Raw genomic sequence first — 24,944 nt, 5'->3', positions numbered from 1 at the left:
GGACTGCAGCAGCCCATCCCGCTCCGCTGAAATGACGGATGAGGCGACGCCGTCGCAAGCGGATATTCCGCCTGCTCAGGTCGTCTGGCGGAGGTTCGACACGCGGGATCCCGCGCACTACGACAACAACACGATCGACGAATCGTCGGGAGCGTCGAGATTGAAGGGCGGGGCACTTCGATTCGATGACGACGGTTGCTCCGTGTTCCGTGAAGATGTGCTGCGCTCCCTCGGACTCGCGCCTATCTCGATACTCAGCCGTCAGCACTCCGGTCTCGCGTATGCCGCCTGCTCGGCAATCAACGGCTTCGAGTCGGGAATGGCCAACGATAGCAATCAGGAGTTCATGGTCGTCGGGGATCCGCTTGAACCCGAACCCGCCTATAACCCGGCGCATACTCTGATCACTCACCCGGGCGAGTACGCCTCCAAGACGAAGCGGCGCCAGGCGATACATCAACTCGCGCGTCGGGTGTTCAAGACGATCGAGGTGTCTGGGTAGCAAGCGTCCCCAACTGTTGACCACTACAAGCACTCGATTCGCAGTCCAACGTCGGCAGTCGGGGACTCGTCGGGCATCGGCCGATGCTCGCCCTGAGGCCGGATGACGATGCGTCCAGCAGACCGATGGGCGCTCACGGCGAAGTCAATGCTCAACATGGGCAAGGATACGAACGCCACACTGGGAAGACGCGATGTCGTGAATTGCGTACCCAAACGAGAAGTGTGGGCAAAATGTGGGCAAAACGCTCGCGGCGCTCCTCCCATGCCCGCGCATAATGTGGATTGATCAGCTGTTTAACCACGCGAAAAGCCGACGCGACGGCGGGAGTCGAACCCGCAACGCAACCGGATATGAGCCGGTGCCCGGGACCGCCCGGATCGCCGCGATGCTCCTCGATGAACTCGAGGACGGCTCCACCGTAGCCCCGTCGTCCGAGGAGCGCGGTATGCGTGAACTCGCGTTTCGCTATGAGACGTTGCGAGTCGGGGATTGCGGGCGTTTCGTCTCGCTTCGCTCGCTCAACGAGCGGGGCAGGGCGCTCATCTCCTGCTTTCGACCCAATCATCGGGCTGAAACTGCGATGCGTCGGCGCGGCGGCTGTCGTCGAAGATCGGGCCTTGTTCGCCGGTGACCGTCACCGCGTCGACGTATACGCCGCGGCCGTGCGCCTCCGAGCCGGTGGTGTAGGTCCACCGGAGGTGAGTCGTCGATGGGTCGAGCTGCGCTGTCGCCTCCAACCACTGTCTGCCTTCGAATCCGGTGAACGTGCCGTCCGTCTGCCAGCGATCGCCGCCCGTCCGCAGCGACAGCGGAACCAGCTGCCAGGTCGCTCCGCCATCGGACGATGCGTGGACGGCTCCGCTGTCGGTTTCGGACGTGTCGTACCAGAGGTCGAAAGACAGGTCCGCGCCGCCGTCGGGCACCGCGACCGGAGCGGTGAGCGTCGCGTTCGCGTCGTCCACCGGGCCGGCGAACCACGCGGTGCGACCCCGCGTGGGGCGTACCGGAGGCAACATGGCGAGGTCCGTGGCGACGGCCGCCCGCGGCGGATTGTCGGCGCCCCAGCTGCGGCTCGGGTGCACGCGGTTGGTGAGCAGGATCATGAACGAGTGCGCGAGCGGGTCGATGACGATCGACGTTCCGGCAAACCCGGTGTGCCCCGCCGATACCGGCGAGCTGAGCGCGCCCATGTACCGACGTTGATCGAGCTCGAAGCCCAGCCCGTGCGCGTGGCCGGGGAAAGCCTGGTTGTAGTCGGTGAACAGCGTGCGCACCGACTGCTCCTCGAGGATCCGGGTTCCCTTGTACTGCCCGCCATTCAGGAGGGTCTGTGCGAGTACCGCGATATCGCTCGCGGTGGAGAAGATGCCGGCGTGTCCGGAAACCCCGCCCACGCAGTAGGCGTTCTCGTCGTGCACGCTGCCCCACACGATGCCCCGACCCGTCCACGGCTGGTACTCCTCGGCCGCGATGCGGGGCTTGAGTGAGGCGGGAGGGTTGTACATCGTCTCAGCCATCCGCAGCGGCTCGGTGATACTCCGAGCGATCACACGATCGAGAGACCGCCCGGTGACGGTCTCGATGACCTTGCCCAGCGTCATCATGTTCATGTCGGAGTACAGGAACGCCTGGTTCGGCGGCGTCGCAGGCTCCACCCCATACACGGCCTCCCACTGCTGCTCGCGCGTCGGGTATTCGCACAGCCTCGGCTTCGGATCGGGGGGAAGCCCAGAGGTGTGGGTCAGCAGGTTGAGCATGGTGATGTCGGATTTGCCGTTGGCTGCGAATTCCGGGATGTAGCGCGTGACGGGCGCATCGAGCGCGATCCGGCCGTCTTCGATGAGCTGCACTGCGGCGATCGACGTGAACAGCTTCGTCATCGAGGCCAGATCGAAGATGGTGTTCCGTTGCATCGGAATCCACTGGTCCGGCGGAATGTCGGTGGGCGTGTCATTCAGGTAGCGCAGGGCGTACCCGACCGCGTCATGCGCGACGATCTCGCCGTCGTGGACGGCCAGCGCCACGGCGCCGGGATACACCGGATCCGTCGGCGACGGCCGCAGGAACCGCGTGATGTCCTCTTCGATCTGGTCGATGTACCGGGCCGTCGGAGCGATCTGCCGCGGACTGGCGGAACGCAGGGTGAGGCCTGGCTCCGCGAAGCTGATCTCGGCGCTGGTCACGGTGGGCGCCTCGGCAACCGCGTGCGGCACCGCAGATTGCGCGCAGACCGTCAGACCGACGGCGGCGACACAGCTCGTGAGGGCGCGCGACAAACGTAGGAACCCGAAACCCACAGTCGGATGGACCATCGCACCCCCCAGTGCCCTGCACGAAACGTATCGGTTGACGGGTTCGGCCGATAGCCCTATCCGTGCACGACCTCGAGGTGCACGTCATGGCGAATTCGTCCTGAGGAGATGGCCGGGGCATTTCGGCTCGCTTCGCTCGCTCAACGAGCGGGGACGGGGCGATTCGTCTCGCTTCGCTCGCTCAACGACCGGAGGTGGTCGCTCAACGAGCGGAGGGGGCTCGCTCAACGAACGGGGGCAGGTCAGTCGCGGGGCTCCTTCGGGCGCGCGGACTCCGGGCGCGTCGTCGGCGGCGGCGCGTCCAGGGCTCGCAGCATCCGCTCGAGCACTTCGCGCAGCTCCTCCCGCGCGGGTGACTCGAGGTTGGTCGTGTACTCCACCCCGGCAGGGATCCACGTGAAGCCGTACATCGTCTCACGGAAGTCCCCGCCACCCACCGGCCATCTCGTCCGGCGCTCGTCCTCGGCCGTGGCGCCCTGGCCCCACTGGCCGAACAGCGCCCGCATCTCGTCGAGCGGCAGTTCCATGACGGCATCCGCTTCCACCGCCTGACGCACCCACGAACGCGCGACGAAGATGAACTCCTCGATCTCTTCGGGTGTGAGCGGCTTCGGCTCGAACAGCACGCGCGTGTGCTCGATGTCGGCGAGGCGGTCGACCCGGAAGGTGCGCCAGTCCTCCTTGTCCAGGTCCCAGCACAGCAGGTACCAGTGCCGGTCGGCGGGCGCCAGCGCGTGCGGTTCGACCCTGCGCCGCGTCACCTCGCCCGAGGCCGCCGTGTACACGAACCGCACGCGCTCGTGATCGCGACTGGCCAGGGCCAGCTCGCCGAGGATCTCGCTCGACACCGGAGCGCCGGCGTTGAGGCCCGACGGCTGCACCGCCTCGGCGAGGGCGTTGACCCGGCGCCGCAGAGGAGCGGGCAGCACCTGCTCGAGCTTCGCGAGCGCGGTGATCGTGGTCTCGGGGCCGCTGACGAGGCGCTGGGATGCCGCGACCCGCAGCCCGATCGCCATCGCCACGGCCTCTTCATCGGTGAGCAGAAGTGGCGGCACGGCGCTCCCCGCCTCGAGCCGGTAGCCGCCGGCGGAACCGGGGGAGGACTCGATGCGGTAGCCCAGCTCGCGCAGGCGCTCCACGTCGCGGCGCACCGTGCGCTCGGTCACGCCGAGCCGGCCGGCCAGCTCGGAACCGGGCCAGTGCCGATGGGTCTGCAGCAGGTTGAGCAGCGAGAGCGCTCGGGTCGTCGTGTCGGACATGGTTAAAGATTGCCCTATGATGCGGACCGGATGTGTCCGCATTGGTTCCTACCTTGGATTCATGGCGAACGAACCGATCATCGAAGCGCAGGGTTTGACCAAGCGCTTCTCCGTCAAGAAGAAGACCGTCGAGGCGGTCACCGACCTCACGTTCCAGGTCACGCGCGGCGAGCTCGTCGCGTTCCTGGGGCCCAACGGCGCAGGCAAGTCGACCAGCTTGCGCATGCTCACCACCCTCATCCCGCCGACGTCGGGCACCGCGCGCGTCGTCGGCTTCGACATCCTGCGCCGTCCCGCCGACGTTCGGGCGCGCATCGGCTACGTGGGGCAGCTCACCAGCGGCAGCTTCTCGCAGCGGGCGCGCGACGAACTGCTCAGCCAGGGGGCGTTCTACGGCATGAGCAAGGCAGCCTCACGCAAGCGCGCCGACGAGCTCATCCAGTCGCTCGACCTCGCGGGCTTCGCGAACCGCTCGGTGCAGCAGCTGTCGGGCGGGCAGAAACGCCGGCTCGATGTGGCACTCGGACTGATGCACGCACCGCCGCTCATCTTCCTCGATGAGCCGTCGACGGGGCTCGACCCGCAGAGCCGGGCGAACCTGTGGCAGCACATCCTCGAGCTGCGCGCCAAGTACGGCACGACGGTCTTCCTCACCACGCACTACCTCGAGGAGGCGGACCGCTACGCCGAGCGCGTCATGGTCATGGACAAGGGTCGAGTGATCGCCGACGACACAGCGGCGCGGCTCAAGGCCGACCTCGCCGGCGATCTGCTCACCTTCGGGTTCGCGACGGATGCGGATGCCGAGCGCGCGGTCGCCGTGATCCAGCAGCTCACCGGCCGTGAGGTGCGGCGCGAAGATGCAGCTGGGCCCACCCGCCCGGAGGCTCCAGGCGACGCGCCAGCGGCGTCTGGAGGGGGCGGGGCGACCGTGGTCCTCACCGCACCGGAGGGCGACGCGCTCCTCCCGGCAGCAGTGCGGGCACTCGACGCCGCGGGTCTGCAGGTGCAGCGGGCGACGGGCGTGCCGCCGACCCTCGACGACGTGTTCCTGGCGCTGACCGGGCGCACGCTGCGCGAGGCGGGCGAGGGTGAGCCGGTCGAAGAAGAGAGCGAAGACATTCCGGATGCCTCGGCCGAAGCATCCGGAGCCACCGAAGCGGTGGCAGAGAAGACGGGAGCGAACCGATGACCACGACCACCGCAACCCAACGCCCCGACACCGCCGTGCGGGCCAATCCCGCGCGCGACACCTGGAACGTGCTCACTCGCGAGCTCAAGCCCGTCGTGCGCGATCCGTTCACGCTCATCTTCAGCCTGGTGCAGCCGCTGGTGTTCCTCGGGCTGTTCGCCCCGCTGCTGATCGGCTCGTCGGGCGCTCCGGTGGGCGAGACGCTGCAGTGGTTCGTGCCGGGCGTGCTCGTGATGATCGTGCTGTTCGGCACCGGCGCGACCGGCTCGAACCTGCAGTACGAGATGATGACGGGCTCGCACGAGCGCACGCTGGTCGCGCCGCTGGCGCGGTCGTCGCTGCTGGTCGGTCGTGCGCTGAAAGAGATCGTGCCGATCATCGTGCAGGCGCTCATCATCGTGCTGATCGCGTGGCCGTTCGGGTTCTCGATCGACCCGGCCGGGCTCGTGATCGGCCTGGCGCTGCTCGCCGTCTTCGGCGTCGGCCTCGGCTCGCTGTCGTACACGCTCGCGCTCAAGACCAAGGACCGCGAGTGGCTGTTCTGGGGAGTGCAGCAGACGCTGATCTTCCCGCTGCTGATCCTCTCGGGCATGCTGCTGCCGCTCGATGACGCGCCGGGCTGGATGCAGGCCGTCTCGACGGTGAACCCCATCAACTGGGTCGTGCAGGCCGAGCGTGCTCTGTTCGCCGGCGACCTCGGAAACATCGCGGTGCTGTGGGGATGGGTGGCCGCGGTCATCCTCGCCCTGCTCGGTCTGTGGGCCGGAATCCGGGCGATGCGCAAGAGCAGCTGAGTGAGAAGGAACGCGGATGCCGTGGGCACCGGCATCCGCGTTCCTTGCTCAATTCGCAGGCAGCGGTGGAAATCCACCGTTGCCTGCGAGTTTCTGGTGTGACTAGAGTGACGCGTGTCGGCAATTCCGGGGGGTTAGCCACACGTGAGCATCACGGCCCAGCAACCGCAGCACGTACCCGTGTCCGAATCCGAGAAGCTTCGCGAGCAATCGGTGCCGACCGCACCCGAGCGCCGGCGGCGCCGCGGTGGATTGAGCATTCAGTCCAAGCTGCTCATCATGCTGCTCGCCGTCAGCCTCGTCTCGTCGGTGGTCGTGGGTGTCATCGGGTTCGTCAGCGGCCGCGAGTCGCTTCGCGCGGCGGCGATCGATCAGCTGACGACGATCCGCGAGCTGCGGGCCCACGAGGTCGAGGAGTTCATCGACTCGACGCAGACCGGAGTCACCCTCGACTCGCGCAACCTCAGCGCGCAGACCGCATCGGTCGCGTTCAACGAGGGATGGGAGCAGCTGCAAGCAAGCCCGCCCGCGCCGGAGGTCACCGAGGGGCTCGAGGCGTACTACCGCGACGTCTTCGTGCCGAGCTACGAAGCCCGCACCCAGCGCGACCAACCCGACACCGCGCTCATGCCCGAGACCAACGCGGGCCAGTATCTGCAGTACCACTACACCGCGCAGTTCCAGGACTTCGACGAAGCGCTGCAGTTCCAGGACGCCGGCGACGGCAGCGCGTGGTCGGCAGCACACGCCCGCTATCACGACTACTTCCAGCGCCTCGTGAACCAGGTGGGCTACGAAGACCTTCTCGTGCTCAATACCGAGGGCGACGTCGTGTACTCGGCCTACAAGGGGATCGACCTCGGCATCAGCCTCGACAGCGCGCCGTATCGCGACACCGCCCTCGCCGACGCCTACTCGGCGGTGATGGCGACCAACTCGGTCACGGCCGTCGAGACCCGCGATCTCGAACGCTGGGCGCCGTCGCTCGGCCGGCACGCCCTGTGGGTGGTCTCGCCGATCGGCAACGACGACCGCGTCACCGGCGCGCTCGCCGCCCAGATCTCGCTCGATCAGGTCAACGACGTCATGAGCGGCGGCCGGCAGTGGAAGGAGCAGGGCCTCGGCGACACCGGGGAGGTGTACCTCGCGGGCCGCGACGACCTCATGCGCAGCGTCGCCCGCGAGATCGTCGAGTCGCCCGAGGCCTACGCCGAAGACGTCATCGCCAACGGCACGCCGCCCGACGTCGCCGAGCGCATGGAGTTCGTCGGCGGCACGGTGGGCCTGCAGCCCGTCGACACGTTCGCCGTCAATGAGGCGCAAGCCGGTCGCGAGGGCGCGGGCATCGCGCAGGAGTACATCGGCGACGAGAGCATCGTCGCGTACCGGCCGGTTGAGATCGACGGACTCGACTGGGTCGCCGTCGCCCGCATCGACTCGGCCGAGGCGTTCGCACCCGTCACCGAGTTCACACGCAACCTCGTGCTGTCGACGCTCGCGATCCTGCTGGCTGTGAGCGTGGCATCCCTCCTCCTCGCGCAGGTGTTCACGCGGCCGATCAAGCGTCTCGTCGACGCGGTGCGGCGCGTGGCCGGCGGCGACCTCGCCGTGCAGGTGCCCGAGGGCTCGCGCGACGAGTTCGGCGACCTCGGCAACGCGTTCAACGACATGGCGGCGAGCCTGCGCATCAAACAGGACCTCATCGAGGTGCAGCGCGAAGAGAACGAGAAGCTGCTGCTCACGCTCATGCCCGAGACCGTCGCCGAGCGCTATAAGAAGGGCGAGGAGACGATCGCCGAGCAGCACGACAATGTCTCGGTCGTCTTCGCCGAGCTCGTCGGCTTCGACGAGCACTCGCAGCAGCTGAACAGCTCGGACGAGATCACGCAGCTCAACGCTCTGATGCGCGGCTTCGACGAAGCGGCGCAGAAGGCCGGCGTCGAGAAGGTGCGCACGCTGCGCGGCGGCTACCTCGCGTCGTCGGGGCTGATCGTGCCGCGGGTCGACAACGTGCGGCGAGCCGTCGACTTCGCGCGCGAGATGCGCGCCGTCGTGCAGCGGTTCAACTCGCAGTACGGCACCGACATCGATCTGCGCGCGGGCGTCGACACCGGAACGGTGACCAGCGGCCTCGTCGCGCGCACGAGCCTCGCCTATGACCTGTGGGGGGATGCCGTCAGCCTCGCGTACCGCGTGCGCAGCGTCACCGGCGAGCCCGGCATCTACGTCAGCCAGTCCGTGCGCGACCGGCTGCAGGAGTCGGTGAACTTCGTGCAGGCGGGCACGGTCGAGCTGCAGGGCCGTACGCAGCCGGTCTGGCGGATCGAGTAAGCCATGACGCTGCTCGACGAAGGCTGGGTCTGGTGGGCCGTCGGCATCGCGGTCGGTGTGCCGCTGCTGCTCGTCGTCCTGACCGAGCTGGTCAACAACCTCACACGCAGCGGCAACCCGGCGGCCGGCCCGCTCCGGCTGCTGCGCAACTGGATCGTGCCGGTGGGCGCACTGCTGGCGCTGCTGATCTTCGCGTTCCAGACCGACGTCGACAACCCGTGGCCGCGGGTCGTCGCGACCATCTTCGGGTTCCTCGTGATCCTGCTGGTGCTCTCGGCGTTCAACGTGGCGCTCTTCGCCAACGCCAAGGACGGGTCGTGGCGGGAGCGGATCCCGACGATCTTCGTCGAGATCGTGCGACTGCTCCTGGTCGTGGTCGGGCTCGCGTTCCTCTTCCAATGGGTGTGGGGAGCGGATGTCGGTGGCCTGATCGCCACGCTCGGTGTCACGTCGATCGTGATCGGCCTCGCACTGCAGAACGCCGTCGGCGGCGTCATCTCGGGCCTGCTGCTCCTCTTCGAGCAGCCGTTCAAGATCGGCGACTGGCTCGATGTGGGAAGCGTCCGCGGTCGCGTGATCGAGGTGAACTGGCGTGCCGTTCACATCGACACCGGCTCCGGCATCCAGATCATCCCGAACTCGACGCTGTCGGGAGCATCGTTCACGAACCTGAGCCAGCCCGAGGGACCCAAGCACGTCACGACCGACGTGAAGTTCACCACCGACGATCCGCCGCACGAAGTGATCGCCCTTCTCGTCGAGGTGGCTGACTCGCTTCCCATGCGCGTGCCCGACGAGCGGGCCACCGCGGAGTACGCCGGAGCCGGCGCCTACAGCGTCACGCTGCCGATCGCGAGCCCCGCGATGGAGCAGTACGCTCTGAGCCTGTACCTCGCGTGGCTCTGGTACGCCGCCCGGCGGCGGGGGCTCGCCCTGGACGGCGACGCGACCGACCCGATCGCCGAGCCCGGGCAGCTCGAGCGGGCGCTCGCGGTCGTCGGTCCGACGCTTCACCTCGGCGAGCAGGAGCGCGAGCTGGTGCTCTCGACGGCACGGCTCGAGCGCTACGGCACCGGCGAGATCGTGCAGCCAACCGGTGTGCTGCCGAGCGACATCCGCTTCGTCGTCGAAGGGCACGCGCGCATGGCGGTCGAGGTCGCCGGCGGGCGGATCGACTTCGCCACGGTCGAGTCCGGCGACTACATCGGGCAGACCGCGCTGACGCGCGAGAAGACCCTCACCACGGTGGTGGCTGCCGACGTGCTGACCGTGATGGTCGTACCGCTCGAGACCGTCGACGCCCTGGTGCGGCAGCGGCCGATGCTCGCCGCCGAGATCGGCGCCTCGATCGAGCTCAAGCGCAAGCTGGCTTCACAGGCGATCGCAGACGCCGGCATCGTGCGGGGCACGCTCGGCAGTCGGTGAGGTCGGCCCTTCTGGCTCGGCAACAGGTCTGCAACGCTGCGGCGTACGGTAAAGGCGGCTTTGCGCGCGGTCCTAGGATCAGAGAATGACACAGGCGACACGGCGGGCCATCCTCGCCGTCGTCACCGGTATCGTCCTGCTCGCCCTCGGATTCGGCGTCGCCGTCGTCGTGGGCGATGCGCTGGGCATCCGCACCGAGCCCGCCACGCAGATGCAGCCCGCTGCGCCCGCGAGTGTGGAAGCGGCGGACCCCGTCGCCCCGCCCGAGTTCACGAACATCGACGCGCCCGACACGGAGCGGCTGGACGTCGCCGTGGCGGAATTGACGGACGCCGTCGCGTCCGCATCCGCGCGTTCGGGCCCGGCCTCGCTCACGGTCACCCTTCTGCCGACGCTCCTCGCCGAGACCGGCGACGGCTACACGCTCGACGGCGACGCGGCGGCGCTGCGCGTCACCGCGCGGTCGGAGAACGGGGCCACGCGGGCGATCTATGACCTCGCCGCCCAGGCACGCGCGGCGCGCCCGCTGACCGACCTGATCGGCACGCACGAGCCCTCGACCCTGCCGCTGCGGATGACCGACCTCGGCGCGGTCGGGGTGAGCCCCGATGCGGCCGAGTGGGAGGCGGGCGACGACTACTCGCACGCGTCGAGGGCCTTCGCGGATGTGTTCCAGCCCGAGGCTCCCTACATCGACGACGCTGCCCTCGCCGAGGCGTACGAGGACTTCGACGGCTTCCTGCGTCATTCGCTCGCGAACGGATTCAACGCCGTCGCGTTCCCGGGGTTCGTCGAGTTCGTCACCTTCGACGATGCGCCCGGCGGCCCGGTCTACGCCGACGGCGACGACCACCGTGACAAAGCCCTCGCGCTGCGCGAGGCGTTCGCCCCGTTCTGGGAGCGCGCCGACGAGCTCGGCATGAAGGTGTTCCTGCGCACCGACATGCTCGCGCTCACCGGTCCGCTCGAGCAGTACCTCACCGACCGCTTCGGGTCGCTCGACACCGAGAACCCCGAGTTCTGGGACGCCTACACCGCCGGACTCGACGAGCTCTACGACGCGGTCCCGGCGCTCGACGGCGTGCTCATCCGCATCGGTGAGGCCGGTCCCGTCTACGACGTGGGCGGCTGGGACTACTACTCCGCACTCGAGGTGACCACGGTCGACGCCGTGCGCACGATGCTCGAAGCCTTCACGGGGCAGGCCGAGGCTGGGCCCACGCGCCCGGAGGCTCCAGACGACGCGTCAGCGGCGCCTGGAGGGGGCGTGGGGACCGATCGCGAAGTCATCTTCCGCACGTGGTCTGTCGGCGTGGGCGCCGTGGGCGACATGCACACCAACGCCGAGTCGTACGAAGCGGTGCTCGGCGGGATCGACTCGCCGGCGCTCATCGTGTCGACCAAGTACACGCTCGGCGACTTCTACACCTGGCTGCCGCTGAACGACACCCTCGAGCAGGGCTCTCAGCGGCGCATCGTCGAGCTGCAGAGCCGGCGCGAGTTCGAGAACTACGGCGCCTTCCCGAACGACCTCGGCCCCGAGTACCAATTGGCGCTGCAGCAGCTGCTCGCCGCGAACGACCGGCTCGAGGGCGTGTGGGTGTGGACGCAGGACGGCGGTCCCTGGCGCGCCGGACCCATGTCGCTGTACCTCAAGGCCGGGTTCTGGCAGCTGTACGAACTGAACACGCAGGTGGCGGCATCCCTCGCCCGCGATCCCTCGGTCGATGTCGGCCAGGTGACGGCGGACTGGGCCCGGGAGTGGTTCTCGGACGACCCCGCGACTGTCGACGCCATCGTGGCGGCCATGGGTGCCTCTCGCGAGGCGATCGCGCAGGGCATGTATATCGAGCCGTTCGCCGAACAGCGCGTGTTCGCGATCGGCCTCGAGCCGCCGCCCATGATGTGGATCTTCGAGTGGGACATCCTCACCGGCGACTCGGCCGTGCTCGACGTGATGTACGCGATCGCCCGCGATGCCGACGGCGGCATCGAGGCCGCGATCTCGGGCGGAGCCGAGGCGGTGGCGGCAGCCGAGAGCATGCGCGACCTGGTGACGGCGACGGATGCTGCGACCTGGCACTCCGCCGAGATGCGCGAGGCGTTCGTCTCGACCCTGGACTACGAGCTCGACACGCTGCGGCTGCTCGCGGCGTACCGCGCGATGATCCTGCATCAGGGGGAGTGGCACGACACCCTCGCGCCTGAGGCACACGCGGCGTGGGATTCGGACCGCGTGGAGTTCGAGGCGCTCGCCGCGGAGCACCTCGACCGGTACGAGGGCGACATCGACCACCCGGCGTTCAACCTCACCGCCGCCCAGCTGGGCGTCGAGCGCGCCGAGCGCGACCTCACGATGGCGTGGCTCGCCCGAGTGCTGCTGCTGCTCGCCGGCGCGTGGCTGCTGATCGGCATGATCGCCGCGCGCACGCGGCTGGTGCGCCGGCCCGGCGCGGCCGCAGCCCGGGCGTCGTGGATCGCGTCGACCCGTCCGTGGCGTGCTCGCGAGTCCACGCTCGGGATGCTCGAGCTCGACCGCTGGCTGCTCCTCGCGGTGCCGGCCGCGCTGCTCGTCGCGACCCGTGCGGTGCAGACGTCGTTCCTGTCGTGGACGCACCTGGCCGTCGTGTTCGGCGCGTGGGCGATGTTCGCGCTGGTCGTGCGCGCGTGCGTCGGCCGGCGCTCGCCGTGGCCGGTGCTCGCCGCCGTCGGCGGGGTCGTGGTGCTGCGGTGCCTTCTCACGCTCTTCGCCGTCGCGTTCACCGGGCCCGGCGGATACTGGTTCGGCTTCTGGACCGACCCCGTGCTGCGCACCGCCTACATCGCCCTCGCGTTCGCACTGTTCGTGTGGGTCTTCGTCGCCGCCGGCTGGGCGCTGTCGGCCCAGGTCGGCGCGCGCCGCGCGACCGGCTACGTGCTTGCGGGTGTCGGGGCCGGCCTCGCCGTGCCGGCGGCCGTCGTCGGCATGATCGGCCTCGAGACGGCCCTCACCCTCTGGAACGACGAGATGGGCCTGCTGCCGTGGGGCCTCGCCCGCATCCTAGGGATCACGACCTACCTCGAGATCCCGGCCTCGACGCCCTGGGTGGCTGCCGGCGCCGGAGCAGTGCTGCTCGTGACCGGCGTGCTGCTCGCGCTGCCGTGGCGGCGGCGCGTGGCCGCGGCATCCTGAGCTGCCCTCTCGCCAGCACCGGGGTCGTGCCTTCGCTCAAGGCGTGCCAACAGGTCAACCGGGCTTCTACAGGAGGATGAACCGATTCAAGGTCCTGTGGAAGGCCGGTTGACCTGTTGACGGATGGCGGCTGCCGCCGGATCAGGCCTCCGCGTCGGAGACCGACCCGGAGCGGCTGCGGGCGAACGTGCGCTGCGCGCGACGCGCGACGCCGACCACTCCCGCCACCAGCGCGACCGCACCGACGACCAGCACTAGGTATGCGACGGCGGCGGTCGGAGAGAGGCTCACGGTCCAGTCGGCCAGGGCCGCGCGGCGGTCGGGGCTGACCGTGACCCACAGCGCGAGCGCGGCCGTCGCGGCGAAGACCGCGCCCCAGATGATCGCCGCCCAGCGGGTGCGCGGGGCGTCGGGCGTGCACGCCGGAGTCGCTGCGTCGGCGACCACGGGTGCCTCGTACGCCGGGGGGAAGATCGCGGTCGATGCGGTGCTCGGGGTGTCGCTCATCGGTTCTCCTCCGGCTCGTGGATGGTGACGAAAACGGATCCGGCGGCCTGATCGAGCTCGATGCGCTGGCGCGTCTCGGGCTCGGACGACGGGCCGGTGTTGCGTACGAACCATGTCCACTCGGCGCGTCCGTCGGGGCCGTCGCGGGGAGCCAGGGTGCCGTCCTCGGACCGGCCCGTCTCGGCATCGATGCGGCTGAAGCTCACCCCGCCGCGGTCGAGGGTCGCCTTGAGATCGAGCACAGTGCCCGGGTGGACAGAGATGTAGGTGTCGCCGCCGGCCTTGCGCACGGTGATCAGCCCGGCGTCGACGTCGTCTTCGTCCGAGAGCGGCAGGGTCGCGATGTCGGTGTTCCCGAAGGTCTGGGTGATCGACACCGGCTCGGTGCTCGTGCCCAGCGAGACGTTGCCCAGCACGAAGCTGCGGGGTCCGGATGCCACGGCCGTCGCCGATCCCGCGACCAGCAGTGCGATCGTCACGGCCGCGAGGAACCCGCTGCGCCGGCGGAACGCTCCCGCTCCGATCATCGCCACGGCGGCCACGAGGGCTCCGGCGAGGAGGCCGATGGCCGCCGCGAACGGCGCGGTCGCGGCATCCGTCATCGCCACCAGCACGCAGATCGCACCGGTGACGATCGCCGCGCCCAGCGCCGTGAGCACGTACACGAAGCTCGTGCGGGGCCGCGTGGCGCGGCGGATGCGGCGACGCTCTTCGGCCTCGGCGGCGAACGCCGCGCCGGCGGCCTCGCGCTCGCGGCGGGCCTGTTCGCGCGCGGCGCGCTCGGCGTCCTGCTGGCTGCGACGCCACGCGTCGTTCTGAGCGCGCCAGGCCTCGTGCGTCGCACGCCACTGCGCGATCTCGGCGTCATCCGCGAGCGGGCCGGGCGGCGGGGGAGCTACCGGGCTCGGCGCTCCCGATGAGGACTCGGCCGGCGCCCGACCGGCCGAGTCCCCGTGCTCCGCGAGGGGAGCGGCGGTCGCGTCGTCACCCGAAGACGATGCGGTCGCCGGCGTCGGGTCGGACTCCGCGGAAGCCGTCCGCGAAGTCTCCGCCGAGGCGCGCCGGTCGGCACGTGCCGACCGGACGATGAGGAACGTGGCGCCGCCGATGAGCGCCAGCGTGAGGATCACACCGAAGCCGCCGAACGGGGACGAAAGATCCCAGATCGGCAGCGGATAGCCGCCGAAGCCGCCCCACAGCGGCCAGAACGCGGCATTCCACAGCCACGGCATGACCGGCACGAAGCTCACGACGAGCAGGATCAGGATGCCGATCATGGCGGGGTCGAACCGGGCGTGGAACAGCTCGCGCAGGTGGATCCGGCCGCTCGCATCGGGCAGCAGTGCCCAGGCGATCGCGTAGATCAGGAGCGCCGGGAAACCCGTCAGAGCGACCACCACGAAGATGCCGCGCACGATGATCGGATCGATGCGCAGCCGGGCCGCAAGACCGCCGCACACGCCGCCGAGCCAGCCGTCGGCGCGGACGATGCCGAAGCCGCGCACCCACGAGAAGAAGCGGTCCGATCCGGTCGGAAGGCCGGGCGGAGCGGGCGGAGGCGGGCCGGGATCGGCGGGGGGACCCGCCGGAGCGGACGTCGTGTCGGTCATGAGTCCAGCCTGGCGGTGCGCCCGCCGCGCCCGCCATGGGGTGATCCCCTGACCAGACCCTGATCCTCGGGCCCCCGATGCGGTGAGGGGACCGGCGGGTGATTGGATGAGCGCATGGCTGCGAAGAGGACGACGGTCCCCACGACCCCTTCACCCGCCGCTGACGCGCTGGGCGGAGCCTCTGGTCGCGTGGGCCCTGCGGCGGCGGGCGCGCCCGCCGATTCCTCCGACCGCCGGGGCCGAGCGGAGACGAAGCGCCGGGCGCACGACCGCACCGCCGGCCGGCAGCCCGGCGGGGTGCGCCCGCCGCTGGAGCGTCCGCGCGCATGCGCCGTCTCGGGCGTCTCGGCCGGGTTGGCGCACCACCTCGGCTGGCCGCTGTGGATCGTGCGGGCGGCACTCGTGCTGCTCTCCCTCACGTGGGGCATGGGCGCGCTGCTCTACGCATGGCTCTGGGTCTTCGTGCCGTGGGCACCGGCCGAACGCGACGACGACATGCCCACGAGGCGCGTGCCGGTCGCATGGATCCTCACGGCCCTGTCGATCGCGGGCGTCCTCGCCACCCTCGTCGCGCTGGGCACCTGGCGAGCCGGCGACGTCGCCTTCGGCACCGTTCCCCCGTGGGTCGCGGCGGTCATCGGCACCACCGCGCTCGCCTCCGCCGCGGGAGTGTGGGCGACCCTGGTCGACCGCCGTGACCCGGCCCGCGGCCCTCGGCACGAGACGATCGTCCGCATCACCGTGACGGTCGTGCTGGTGGTGGTCCTCTTCGCCCAGCTCACCACGCTGGCGGGTGCCGGGATCGCCGGCTTCGTGATCGCCCTGGTGCCGCTGATCGGCATCGCGCTGGTGTATTCGTCCGTGCTCGTCGACAAGTGGCGAGAGCTGACGGGCGAGCGCGTGCGCCGCATCCGCGAGGAGCAGCGCGCCGAGATGGCGGCGCACCTGCACGACTCGGTGCTGCAGACGCTGGCGCTGATCCAGAACCGCTCAGAAGCGTCGAGCGACGTCGCACGACTCGCCCGCGCGCAGGAGCGCGAGCTGCGCGCCTGGCTGTACGACGGCGACGCCCCGGCCGACAGCGACCTCCCGACGGATCTGCGGGACTACGGGGCGGCGCTCGAGCTGGACTATCCGGTGCGCATCGACGTCGTCTCGGCCGGGCTCCCCGCCGAGCGCGCCAGCGGCGAGGTCGCCGCCGCCTCCCGTGAGGCGATGCTCAACGCGGCACGCCACGCGGGCGGCGACGTCTCGGTGTACATCGAGGGCAACGCCCACGCGGTCGACGTGTTCGTGCGAGACCGGGGGCCGGGATTCGACCTGGAGTCGGTGCCGGCCGACCGGCTCGGCATCCGTGAGTCGATCATCGGACGGATGCGGCGAGCCGGGGGCTCCGCGACCATCCGGGGCGGCGCCGGCGGAGGCACCGAGGTGCACCTGCACTTCGTGAACGATACGTCCGCCGGCAAGGATCCCGTCTCGTCGGGGGAGGTGCGTCGTGGCTGAAGAAGCGGTGCGCGTGCTGATCGTCGACGACCACTCGATCTTCCGGTCCGGTCTGCGGGCCGACCTGGACCCCTCGATCGAGGTGGTCGGCGAAGCCGCCGACGTCGTCGCCGCGGTCGAGGCGATCGTACGGACGCAGCCCGACGTCGTGGTGCTGGACGTGCACCTGCCATCGGGCGAGGCCGGGGCCGTAGGGACCGGAACCGACGCGGCGGGCGGCGAAGCGGTGATCCGCGCAGCCGCGCCGGCGGCACCGTCGACGCGCTTCCTGGCGCTGAGCGTGTCGGACGCCGCAGAAGACGTCGTGCGCGTCATCCGGGCCGGGGCGCGGGGGTACATCACGAAGGGCTCGTCGGGGGCGGAGGTCAGTCGCGCCGTCCACGCCGTCGCCGGCGGTGACGCGGTGTTCTCGCCCAGGCTCGCCGGATTCGTGCTCGACGCGTTCGGCGCGGCGGTGGGCGAGACGGCGACGACCAACGACGAGCTCGACCGGCTGTCGGCGCGCGAGCAGGAGGTCATGCGGCTCATCGCCCGCGGCTACGCCTACAAGGAGGTCGCGGCCGAGCTGTTCATCTCGATGAAGACCGTGGAGTCCCACGTGTCGGCCGTGCTGCGCAAGCTGCAGCTGTCGTCGCGCTACGAGCTGACCGCGTGGGCGTCGGCGAGGCGCCTGCTCTGACGGCCGGGCGGGTGTCGGCCGGGCGACCTAGACTTGGTGGGACATGACCGACGCCACTCCGACCGCGCCGGGCCCGACTGGGCCCCCACACCCAGAGGCTCCAGACAACGCGCCTGGGCCCACAGGACCGGAGGCTCCGCGCGACGCGCCAGCGGCGCGTGGAGGGGGCGTGGGGACGGTGTCTGGAGGGGGAGTGGGGACCTCCTCTCGTCCTATCGTTCTGGACGGCGGCGCCGGCCCGCGCGCTCACGCGTACCCTGACGTGCGCCCCGACGAGGACCTGCTCGCCGGGCTCAACCCCCAGCAGCGCGAGGCTGTGACCTACCGGGGGCAGGCGCTGCTCATCGTCGCCGGTGCCGGATCGGGCAAGACGAGCGTGCTCACGCGGCGCATCGCATCGCTGCTGCGCAACCGCGAGGCGTGGCCCAGCCAGATCCTCGCGATCACCTTCACGAACAAGGCCGCGGGCGAGATGCGCGAGCGCGTCGAGCAGCTCGTCGGCGACACCGCGCGGGGCATGTGGATCTCGACGTTCCACTCGGCGTGCGTGCGCATCCTGCGGCGCGAGGCCGAGCAGTTCGGGTTCACCAAGGCCTTCACGATCTACGACTCGGGCGACTCGCGTGCGCTCATCAAACGCCTCGTCAAAGAGCACGAGGCCGACGCCTACGGGCTCACGCCGGCGGCCACCCAGGGCAAGATCTCCAAGCTCAAGAACGAGCTGGCGGATGCCGAGTCCTACGCCCGCTCGGCGAACATGAGCGACCCTGCCGAACGTGTCTTCGTCGAGTTGTTCGCCGCCTACCAGCGTGAGCTGCAGCGCGCCAACGCCTTCGACTTCGACGACCTCATCGCCCAGACGGTGTTCCTGTTCCGTGCGTTCCCGCAGGTGGCTGACGTGTATCGCCGCCGGTTCCGGCACGTGCTGGTGGACGAGTACCAGGACACCAACCACGCGCAGTACTCGCTGATCCACGAGCTGACGAGGCCGATCGGATCGGACGCCGCGCCCCTGGCAGGCGCCGGCGGCATGATGATCTTCGAGCCCGACCCGGCGGACGACCCCGACAAGGCCGGTGCGTCGCTCACGGTCGTGGGCGACTCCGACCAGTCGATCTACGCGTTCCGCGGCGCCGACATCCGCAACATCAGCGAGTTCGAGCGCGACTTCCCGGGCGCGAAGGTCGTGCTGCTCGAGCAGAACTACCGCTCCACGCAGAACATCCTCTCGGCGGCGAACGCCGTCATCAGCCACAACTTCGACCGCAAAGACAAGCGACTGTGGACCGACGTCGGCGAGGGCGAGAGGATCATCGGCTTCACCGGCTACTCGCAGCACGACGAAGCCCAGTTCGTCGCCGACGAGATCGAGGTGCTGCGCAAGGCGGGCGTCGACTACTCGCAGATGGCCGTGTTCTACCGCACCAACTCGCAGTCGCGTGCGCTGGAAGAGATCTTCATCCGCTCCGCCGTGCCCTACAAGATCATGGGCGGCACCAAGTTCTACGAGCGCGCCGAGATCAAGGACGCCCTGGCCTATCTCGTCGCGGTCGCCAACCCCGCGGACGAGATGGCGATGCGCCGCATCATCAACCGGCCGCGGCGCGGCATCGGCGACGTGACGATCGAGACGATCGCCCGGTATGCCGTCGACCAGCAGATCACGTTCCGCGACGCCCTCGCGAACTCGTCGGCGCTGGGGGTCGGACCCAAGATCCAGGCGGCGATCGCGCATCTGGACGCGGTGCTGGCCGAGGCATCCGCTCTCATGCTGCCGCCGTCGGGCGAGCTCGCGCCGCCCACCGCGGTGGCCGAGGGTCTGCAGCTGCTGCTGAGCAAGAGCGGGTACTACGACGCGCTGCGGGCGAGCAAGGACGCGCAGGACGAGGCGCGCATCGAGAACCTCGACGAGCTCGTCGCGGTCGCGCGGGAGTTCGCGCGCAACAACCCCGAGGGCACGATCCTGGACTTCCTCACCGAGGTCGCGCTGGTGTCGGATGCCGACGACCTCGAGGACGCGTCGGGCTCGGTGTCGCTCATGACCCTCCACACCGCGAAGGGCCTCGAGTATGACGCCGTGTTCGTGACCGGCGTCGAAGAAGACCTGATCCCGCACCGCATCTCGGCCAACGAGCCCGGTGGGCCGCAGGAGGAGCGACGCCTCTTCTACGTCGGCATCACTCGTGCGCGCAAGCGGCTGTATCTGTCGCTCGCCATGACCCGCGCGCAGTTCGGCGAGGTCACCGTGGCGATGCCGAGCCGGTTCCTGCAAGAGATCCCGAACGAGCTGCTGCACTGGCGCCAGTCGCCCGGAGACGTCAACTCGCGCGGCGGCACGCAGTCGCGGGCGCTCAACGCACGGCGGCAGTCCGGTTCGGGCTTCGGTGGGTCCGGGTCCGGGGGGTCGGGTTCACGGTACGGGGACGACCTGGTGCCGCTGCCTCGCCGCGCGCCGGGCGGGTCGATCGACCGGTTCGCGAACAAGATCCCGGCGAAGGTCCGCGACAACGGCGACCTCGAGCTGGGCCCGGGCGACCGCATCCGTCACGACGATTTCGGTGAGGGAAAGGTGGACGCTGTCACCGGCGAGGGCGCGAAGCGCGTCGCGCACGTCCGCTTCGACACCGCCGGCCCGAAGAAGCTGCTGATCAAGATCGCCCCGATCGAGAAGCTCTGACCCCACGTCCCGGGGTCCGGGTCCGGCAGGTTCTGGGTCGGTGGTTGCTGCGTTTCCTGGACTGCGGTGTTCTGGGCGCGCGCTGTCGGCGGGTTCCGGTGGGTGCGGTCCGGGTTTGGCAGGTTCTGGGCTGGTGGTTCCTGCGTTTCCTGGACTGCGGTGTTCCGGGTGGGCGCTGTCGGCGGGTTCCGGTGGGGTGTGGTCCGGGTTTGGCAGCTTCTGGGCTGGTGGTTCCTGCGTTTCCTGGACTGCGGTGTTCCGGGCGCGCGATGTTGGCGGGTTCCGGTGGGGTGCGGTCCGGGTTTCGCAGCTTCTGGGCTGGTGGTTCCTGCGTTTCCTGGATCGCGGTGTTCCGGGCGCGCTGTTGGCCGGTTCCGGTGGGTGCGGTCCCGGGTTTGGCAGGTTCTGGGCTGGTGGTTCCTGCGGTTCCTGGACTGCGGTGTTCCGGGTGGGCGCTGTCGGCGGGTTCCGGTGGGGTGCGGTCCGGGTTTGGCAGGTTGTGGGCTGGTGGTTGCTGCGCTTCCTGGACTGCGGTGTTCCGGGTAGGCGCTGTTGGCCGGTTCCGGTGGGTGTGGTCCGGGTTTGGCAGGTTGTGGGCTGGTGGTTGCTGCGTTGCCTGGACCGCACCCGGCGGAATCGGGTCAGGCGTGGTCGTCGCGGTGGACGAGCAAGTGGTGGTGGGCGAGGCGGCGGAGCGCGAGCATGACCGGCTCGTACAGGGCAGTGCCGAGCACCGCGTAGGGAACCGCATCGTCGAGGTCCATGTCGGCCACGGGCGCGACCTCTTCTGCAGCCACCTGGCGCATCGCATCGCTGTAGCGGTGGAGCACGGCGGGCGAGGCATCCAATCCGGCGCCCTCCAGCGCGTGCAGCGCCTCGTCGAGCTGCGCGACCGCCGTGAAGCCCGGATCGTAGGTCAGGCCCAGCTCAGCGATGGCGGCGCGCGCGTACGGGTAGTCGTCGCGATCGCCGTCGACGTACGGCGGGAGTGCGCCCACAGCACGGCCGAGGATGTCGATCGGGTCGCCGGTGGGGGAGTCGATGAGGGTCAGGATGTCGCGCACCCGCGACAGCGGGAGCCCGCGCACATCCGCCAGGGCGGCGATGAGGCGCAGCCGCGCGAGGTGCGCGTCGCTGTACTCGGAGCTCGTCGCCGACACCGCCTCGCCGCGGGGAAGCATGCCCTCGCGGATGTAGAACTTGACCGTCGCGACGGGGACTCCGCTGCGCTCGGCCAGCTGCGAGATCTTCATGAACCCTCCCTGGGCTTGCATTAGATACTATAGCTATCTACTACTGGCGAGTAGGACTATCTAATGGAGGTCACGATGGACCCGATCCTCACGATCGTCGCGGGTGCGACGATCCTCACCGTCATCGGCATCATGTCGGGCGGCGCGTTCCTGCTGCGTATCGCGACGCGCGGGCTGCCGTTCAACGCGCTGCAGAAGACGTTCTTCCGCGCGGGCCACGCCCACGCCGGCGTGCTCGTGATCCTGGGGCTGGTCAGCCTGCTGGTCCTCGCCGCTGCCGGCGCTTCGCCGGCGTGGCAGTGGACCGCTGTCGGCGTGCTCGCGAGCGCGATCCTGATCCCGGCCGGATTCTTCCTGTCGGTGCTCGGCCGCGACCCGGAGCGGCCGGGCCGTGCGATCGCGCTGCTCTGGGCCGGGGTCGTGGTGCTCGCGGCATCCCTCCTCGCCGTCGGCATCGGAGTGATCGCAGCCGGGGTCTCGGCGCTGTGATGGGTCGGCGGGCGTAGCTCCGGACCAGCGCGGCTCGTCGGTGTGGCCGGCCACGGAATTCCGCGGGTCGGGATTCGCCGGCGGGGCGGTGATCCGGAGAACTGGGCGGTGGCGAGCGAGCGGGAGCCGGGATTGCCGCGGTGTCGTGACGGGCCGGCGGGCGTAGCTCCGGACCGGCGCGGCGCGTCGGTGTGGCCGGCCGCGGGATTCCGCGGGTCGGGGTTCGCCGGTCGAGCGGCGGTCCTGAGAACGGTACGGCGGGCGGCGGGGAGGAGCCGGGTTAGGCTCGCACAATGGCCTTGTTCTCGCGCCGTCCGAAGAAGCCCGCCGAGCGCCGTCCCGGTGAGGAGGCGGCCGTACCGGCGGCTCCGTCGGGTGAGCCGGGTGTGACCTCCGCTGATGAATCGGCCGCGGGGGCGTCGGGTGAGCCGCGCTCCGGCGACGTGAGCGACCTGGCCGCCGCCGAGGCCCAGACGGCAGCGACCTCGGGCACCGAGGCGACGGATGCTGCGGCCGGGCCCACGCGCCCGGAGGCTCCGGCCGACGCGCCGGCGGCGGATGAAGGGGGCGTCGGGACCGTTTCCATCTCCGTCTCAGCGTTCGGTGGGCTCGGCGCGGCGACGCCGGCTGCACCAGGCGCGCCGAAGGAAGCACCCCGTCCGCGCGGCAACGCCCGCGCCGAGACGCGCGTCGCGCCGCCGTCGAGCGAGACCATCCCTGGGCTGCGCGACAACGTGCTGCTCCGCGACGCCCTCGCGCGCGTGCCGGACGGCGCTCCGGCGCAGATGGTGCTGGATGTCGCCCGGCAGCTGCTGCAGGGCCACGTGTTCCTGCGGGTGAAGGGCGACGCCCGTGCCCTGCTTGCGGAAGGCAAGAACCTGCCGCTCGCCGTCGTCAACGCGGGGGAGCGCACCTTCGCTCTCGGATACTCGAGCGGCACCGCGTTGCAGGCCAGCCTCCGCGCGGACGGCGATGCCGACACTTCCGCGATGGGGCAGCCGGTGCTCTCGGTGCTGCGGCATGTGCTCAACGGATCGTACGACGGGCTCATCCTCGACCACGCGTCGGCTCCGGCTCGAGCCGTGCTGCCCCGGGAGCTGCTGCAGAAGATCGTCGAGCAGGCCGATCCGCAGCTGACGGTCAAGACCCTGCTCGCCGGCGAACGCACGCCACAGACCTCGGCCGAGATCGCCCAGGCTCTCACGCGCGTGCCGCTGTGGGTCGCCGTCGGCACGGCGGCCGGCGGCAAGCCCGGTCTCGCTGAAGGGCGGCAGGCCGACGGCAGCCGGTACCTCGAGCTGTACTCGCACCCGCTCGAGGTCGCGGTCGTCGGGCGGGGCGACAACGCTGCACCCATCACCGCGGCCCAGCTCGCCAAGGCGCTGGCTGCGGACTCGGGCTTGACGGGTGTCGTCGTGGACCCCGCTGGTCCGTGGGTCCGGCTCACGCGCGACGAGCTGGCGCCCGTGCTCGCGCTCGCGAGCTGATCCCGACCGTTGGATGAGGGGTTGACTCCTGGCATCCCGTCGGTATCCTATTCAACATGAACGTTGATAAAGGAATCGGTTGAGTATGAACGAGGAACTGCTCGATCGCGCGTTCGTCGCGCTGGGCGATCCGGTGCGCCGCGCGATGATCGCGCGGCTGAGCCGGGGCCCGGCGACGGTGGGCGAGCTGGCTGAGCCGTTCCCCATCACGATGCAGGCGGTGTCACGGCACATCCGGGTGCTCGAAGACGCCGGGCTCGTCACACGGTCGCGTGATGCGCAGCGGCGTCCGGTCCATCTCGACGCCGCGGCCCTCGAGCAGCTCACCGCCTGGATCGACCGGTACCGGCTGGACGCTGAGCGCGCCTACCGGCGGCTGGACTCCGTGCTCGCCAAGACCCTGTCAACGCCCACCGAGAACCACGACAAGAAGGAGAAGGAATCATGAGCAACCCGCTCATCATCGACGCGCCTCCTGGTGCGACGTACGCCGACATCACGCGCGAGTTCGACGCGCCCGTCGAAGCGCTCTTCCGTGCCCACGCCGACCCGGAGCTGTTCGTGCAATGGATCGGGCCGGGCGAAGAGCGGACCACGATCACCCATTGGGACTTCCGCAGCGGCGGGGGCTACAGCTTCGAGCAGACCGATCCGGACGGCAACGTGTACAAGTTCCGCGGCATGTTCCACACGGTCCGCGAGAACGAGCTCATCATCCAGACCTTCGAGTTCGAGGGGTATGCCGACGAGGTGAGCATGGACACGATCCGGTTCGAGAGCCTCGACGGCGGCCGTTCCCGGCTGGTTGACCGCAGCGTGTTCCCCGGCCCGGAGGTGCTCGAGAAGATGGTCGCCGACGGCATGGAGCGCGGCATGCGCGAGGGCTACGAGAAGCTCGACGCGCTGCTCGCGGGGGAGGGCTGATCCATGGGCAAGGTCGTGACCTCCGCATCGACGTCGCTCGACGGCTTCGTCGCATTCCCGAACGACGACCCCGGGCCCCTCTTCGATTGGTACGGGGCCGGGGACGTCGAGGTCGTCAACGCCGGGGATCTTCCCCCGTTCCACCTCACCCAGACCAGCGCCGACTACTGGCGGGAATGGACGTCGCGCCTCGGCTGCCTTGTGGTCGGTCGCCACCTGTTCGACATCACCGACGGCTGGAAGGGCCAGCATCCGCTCGGAGTCCCCTTCGTGGTGCTGACGCACGAAGCGCCGACCGACTGGGCGCATGCCCACACCGGCAACGCCCACTTCGTCACCGACGGCATCGAAGCGGCGGTCGCGAAGGCGCAGCAGATCGCCGGCGACAAGACCATCGGTGTCGCGGCGGGCACGGTCGCCGGGCAGGCGCTCGCCGCGGGCCTCGTCGACGAGGTCGCGATCGACCTGGTGCCTGTCGTCCTCGGCGACGGACACGCGTACTTCGCGGGGATCGATCCCAGCGAGGTGCGGCTCGGCGACCCGACCGTCGTGATTCCCAGCGCGCGCGTGACGCACATGGTGTTCCCCGTTCAGCGGTGACGGATGCCGCGGCCGGGCGTCCGGTCGCGGCACCGGCCGCCTCCGGGGTGGCAGGCCGTGGCGCGAGATAGACCGCGGGGAGCCGGTCCCCACGACCCCTCCACTCGCCGTCCCCACGACCCCTCCACGCGCCGTCCCCACGACCCCTCCACGCGCCGCTGGCGCGCCGCGCGGAGCCTCCGGTCGCGTGGGCCCAGGCGCGTCGCGCGGAGCCTCCGGTCG

Annotated in this window: 19 protein-coding genes and 1 tRNA gene; 14 read left to right on the top strand and 6 right to left on the bottom strand. The window is 70.1% G+C overall.

Annotated features, from left to right (window positions below; all coding sequences use genetic code 11):
• Positions 1 to 31 precede the first annotated feature (31 nt).
• Positions 32 to 502, top strand: coding sequence for a hypothetical protein (locus HF576_RS09915; RefSeq protein WP_168912626.1), 471 nt, complete (start codon positions 32 to 34; stop codon positions 500 to 502).
• A 315-nt stretch (positions 503 to 817) separates the two neighbouring features.
• On the opposite strand, the gene HF576_RS09910 is transcribed toward HF576_RS09915, so the two are convergent.
• From HF576_RS09910 to HF576_RS09900, 3 genes are all read right to left on the bottom strand, one after another.
• Positions 818 to 890 (bottom strand) — tRNA-Met (locus HF576_RS09910).
• A gap of 154 nt (positions 891 to 1,044) precedes the next feature.
• Positions 1,045 to 2,688, bottom strand: a complete 1,644-nt coding sequence (locus HF576_RS09905) for a serine hydrolase (protein ID WP_205835077.1) — start codon at positions 2,686 to 2,688, stop codon at positions 1,045 to 1,047.
• Positions 2,689 to 3,059: 371 nt separating this feature from the next.
• Complete coding sequence (locus HF576_RS09900) at positions 3,060 to 4,076, bottom strand: helix-turn-helix transcriptional regulator (RefSeq protein ID WP_168912624.1); 1,017 nt, start codon at positions 4,074 to 4,076, stop codon at positions 3,060 to 3,062.
• Between the two features lie 61 nt (positions 4,077 to 4,137).
• On the opposite strand from HF576_RS09900, the gene HF576_RS09895 reads away from it, so the two are divergent.
• From HF576_RS09895 to HF576_RS09875, 5 genes are all read left to right on the top strand, one after another.
• Positions 4,138 to 5,268: an ABC transporter ATP-binding protein gene (locus HF576_RS09895; RefSeq protein WP_205835076.1), complete on the top strand. Its 1,131-nt coding sequence runs from the start codon at positions 4,138 to 4,140 to the stop codon at positions 5,266 to 5,268.
• Positions 5,265 to 6,062, top strand: a complete 798-nt coding sequence (locus tag HF576_RS09890) for an ABC transporter permease (RefSeq protein ID WP_168912623.1) — start codon at positions 5,265 to 5,267, stop codon at positions 6,060 to 6,062. The genes HF576_RS09895 and HF576_RS09890 overlap by 4 nt, the downstream gene beginning before the upstream one ends.
• 180 nt (positions 6,063 to 6,242) lie before the next feature.
• Complete coding sequence (locus tag HF576_RS09885; RefSeq protein ID WP_168912622.1) at positions 6,243 to 8,393, top strand: adenylate/guanylate cyclase domain-containing protein; 2,151 nt, start codon at positions 6,243 to 6,245, stop codon at positions 8,391 to 8,393.
• A gap of 3 nt (positions 8,394 to 8,396) precedes the next feature.
• Positions 8,397 to 9,818, top strand: coding sequence for a mechanosensitive ion channel domain-containing protein (locus HF576_RS09880; RefSeq protein ID WP_168912621.1), 1,422 nt, complete (start codon positions 8,397 to 8,399; stop codon positions 9,816 to 9,818).
• Positions 9,819 to 9,903: 85 nt separating this feature from the next.
• Positions 9,904 to 12,990 (top strand): hypothetical protein, encoded by a 3,087-nt coding sequence (locus HF576_RS09875; protein ID WP_168912620.1) that lies wholly within the window; start codon positions 9,904 to 9,906, stop codon positions 12,988 to 12,990.
• Positions 12,991 to 13,131: 141 nt separating this feature from the next.
• On the opposite strand, the gene HF576_RS09870 is transcribed toward HF576_RS09875, so the two are convergent.
• Complete coding sequence (locus HF576_RS09870; RefSeq protein WP_205835075.1) at positions 13,132 to 13,497, bottom strand: hypothetical protein; 366 nt, start codon at positions 13,495 to 13,497, stop codon at positions 13,132 to 13,134.
• Complete coding sequence (locus HF576_RS09865; protein WP_168912619.1) at positions 13,494 to 15,107, bottom strand: PspC domain-containing protein; 1,614 nt, start codon at positions 15,105 to 15,107, stop codon at positions 13,494 to 13,496. Before HF576_RS09865 ends, HF576_RS09870 begins: the two co-directional genes overlap by 4 nt.
• Before the next feature lie 114 nt (positions 15,108 to 15,221).
• On the opposite strand from HF576_RS09865, the gene HF576_RS09860 reads away from it, so the two are divergent.
• The 3 genes from HF576_RS09860 (at position 15,222) to HF576_RS09850 (ending at position 19,969) form a co-directional block, all read left to right on the top strand.
• Positions 15,222 to 16,613 carry an ATP-binding protein gene (locus HF576_RS09860; protein WP_168912618.1) on the top strand — a complete coding sequence of 464 codons (1,392 nt, stop codon included), beginning with the start codon at positions 15,222 to 15,224 and terminating at the stop codon, positions 16,611 to 16,613.
• Positions 16,606 to 17,292, top strand: coding sequence for a LuxR C-terminal-related transcriptional regulator (locus HF576_RS09855; protein ID WP_168912617.1), 687 nt, complete (start codon positions 16,606 to 16,608; stop codon positions 17,290 to 17,292). Before HF576_RS09860 ends, HF576_RS09855 begins: the two co-directional genes overlap by 8 nt.
• A gap of 193 nt (positions 17,293 to 17,485) precedes the next feature.
• On the top strand, positions 17,486 to 19,969 hold the full coding sequence (locus HF576_RS09850) for an ATP-dependent helicase (protein ID WP_168912616.1): 2,484 nt from the start codon (positions 17,486 to 17,488) through the stop codon (positions 19,967 to 19,969).
• Positions 19,970 to 20,610: 641 nt separating this feature from the next.
• Here HF576_RS09850 and HF576_RS09845 read toward each other — a convergent pair.
• A complete protein-coding gene (locus HF576_RS09845) occupies positions 20,611 to 21,222 on the bottom strand; it encodes a MerR family transcriptional regulator (protein WP_168912615.1) in 612 nt (203 codons plus the stop codon).
• 63 nt (positions 21,223 to 21,285) lie between these two features.
• Between HF576_RS09845 and HF576_RS09840 the strand changes: the two genes are divergently transcribed.
• The 5 genes from HF576_RS09840 (at position 21,286) to HF576_RS09820 (ending at position 24,722) form a co-directional block, all read left to right on the top strand.
• Positions 21,286 to 21,711, top strand: coding sequence for a hypothetical protein (locus tag HF576_RS09840; protein WP_205835074.1), 426 nt, complete (start codon positions 21,286 to 21,288; stop codon positions 21,709 to 21,711).
• Positions 21,712 to 22,004: 293 nt separating this feature from the next.
• Entirely contained in the window at positions 22,005 to 23,198 is a 1,194-nt protein-coding gene (locus HF576_RS09835; protein ID WP_168912614.1) for an SseB family protein, read from the top strand.
• 85 nt (positions 23,199 to 23,283) lie between these two features.
• Positions 23,284 to 23,646, top strand: a complete 363-nt coding sequence (locus tag HF576_RS09830; RefSeq protein WP_168912613.1) for an ArsR/SmtB family transcription factor — start codon at positions 23,284 to 23,286, stop codon at positions 23,644 to 23,646.
• Positions 23,643 to 24,122 carry an SRPBCC family protein gene (locus HF576_RS09825; protein WP_168912612.1) on the top strand — a complete coding sequence of 160 codons (480 nt, stop codon included), beginning with the start codon at positions 23,643 to 23,645 and terminating at the stop codon, positions 24,120 to 24,122. The genes HF576_RS09830 and HF576_RS09825 overlap by 4 nt, the downstream gene beginning before the upstream one ends.
• 3 nt (positions 24,123 to 24,125) lie before the next feature.
• The gene (locus HF576_RS09820; RefSeq protein WP_168912611.1) at positions 24,126 to 24,722 is read left to right on the top strand and encodes a dihydrofolate reductase family protein; all 597 of its coding nucleotides are present in this window, start codon (positions 24,126 to 24,128) and stop codon (positions 24,720 to 24,722) included.
• The last annotated feature ends 222 nt before the right edge of the window (positions 24,723 to 24,944 follow it).

This window comes from Microbacterium salsuginis, assembly GCF_012524205.1.
GTDB lineage: Bacteria > Actinomycetota > Actinomycetes > Actinomycetales > Microbacteriaceae > Microbacterium > Microbacterium salsuginis.
The sequence above is the reverse complement of the archived record's forward strand: the minus strand, read 5'-3'. Positions and strand labels throughout refer to the sequence as shown.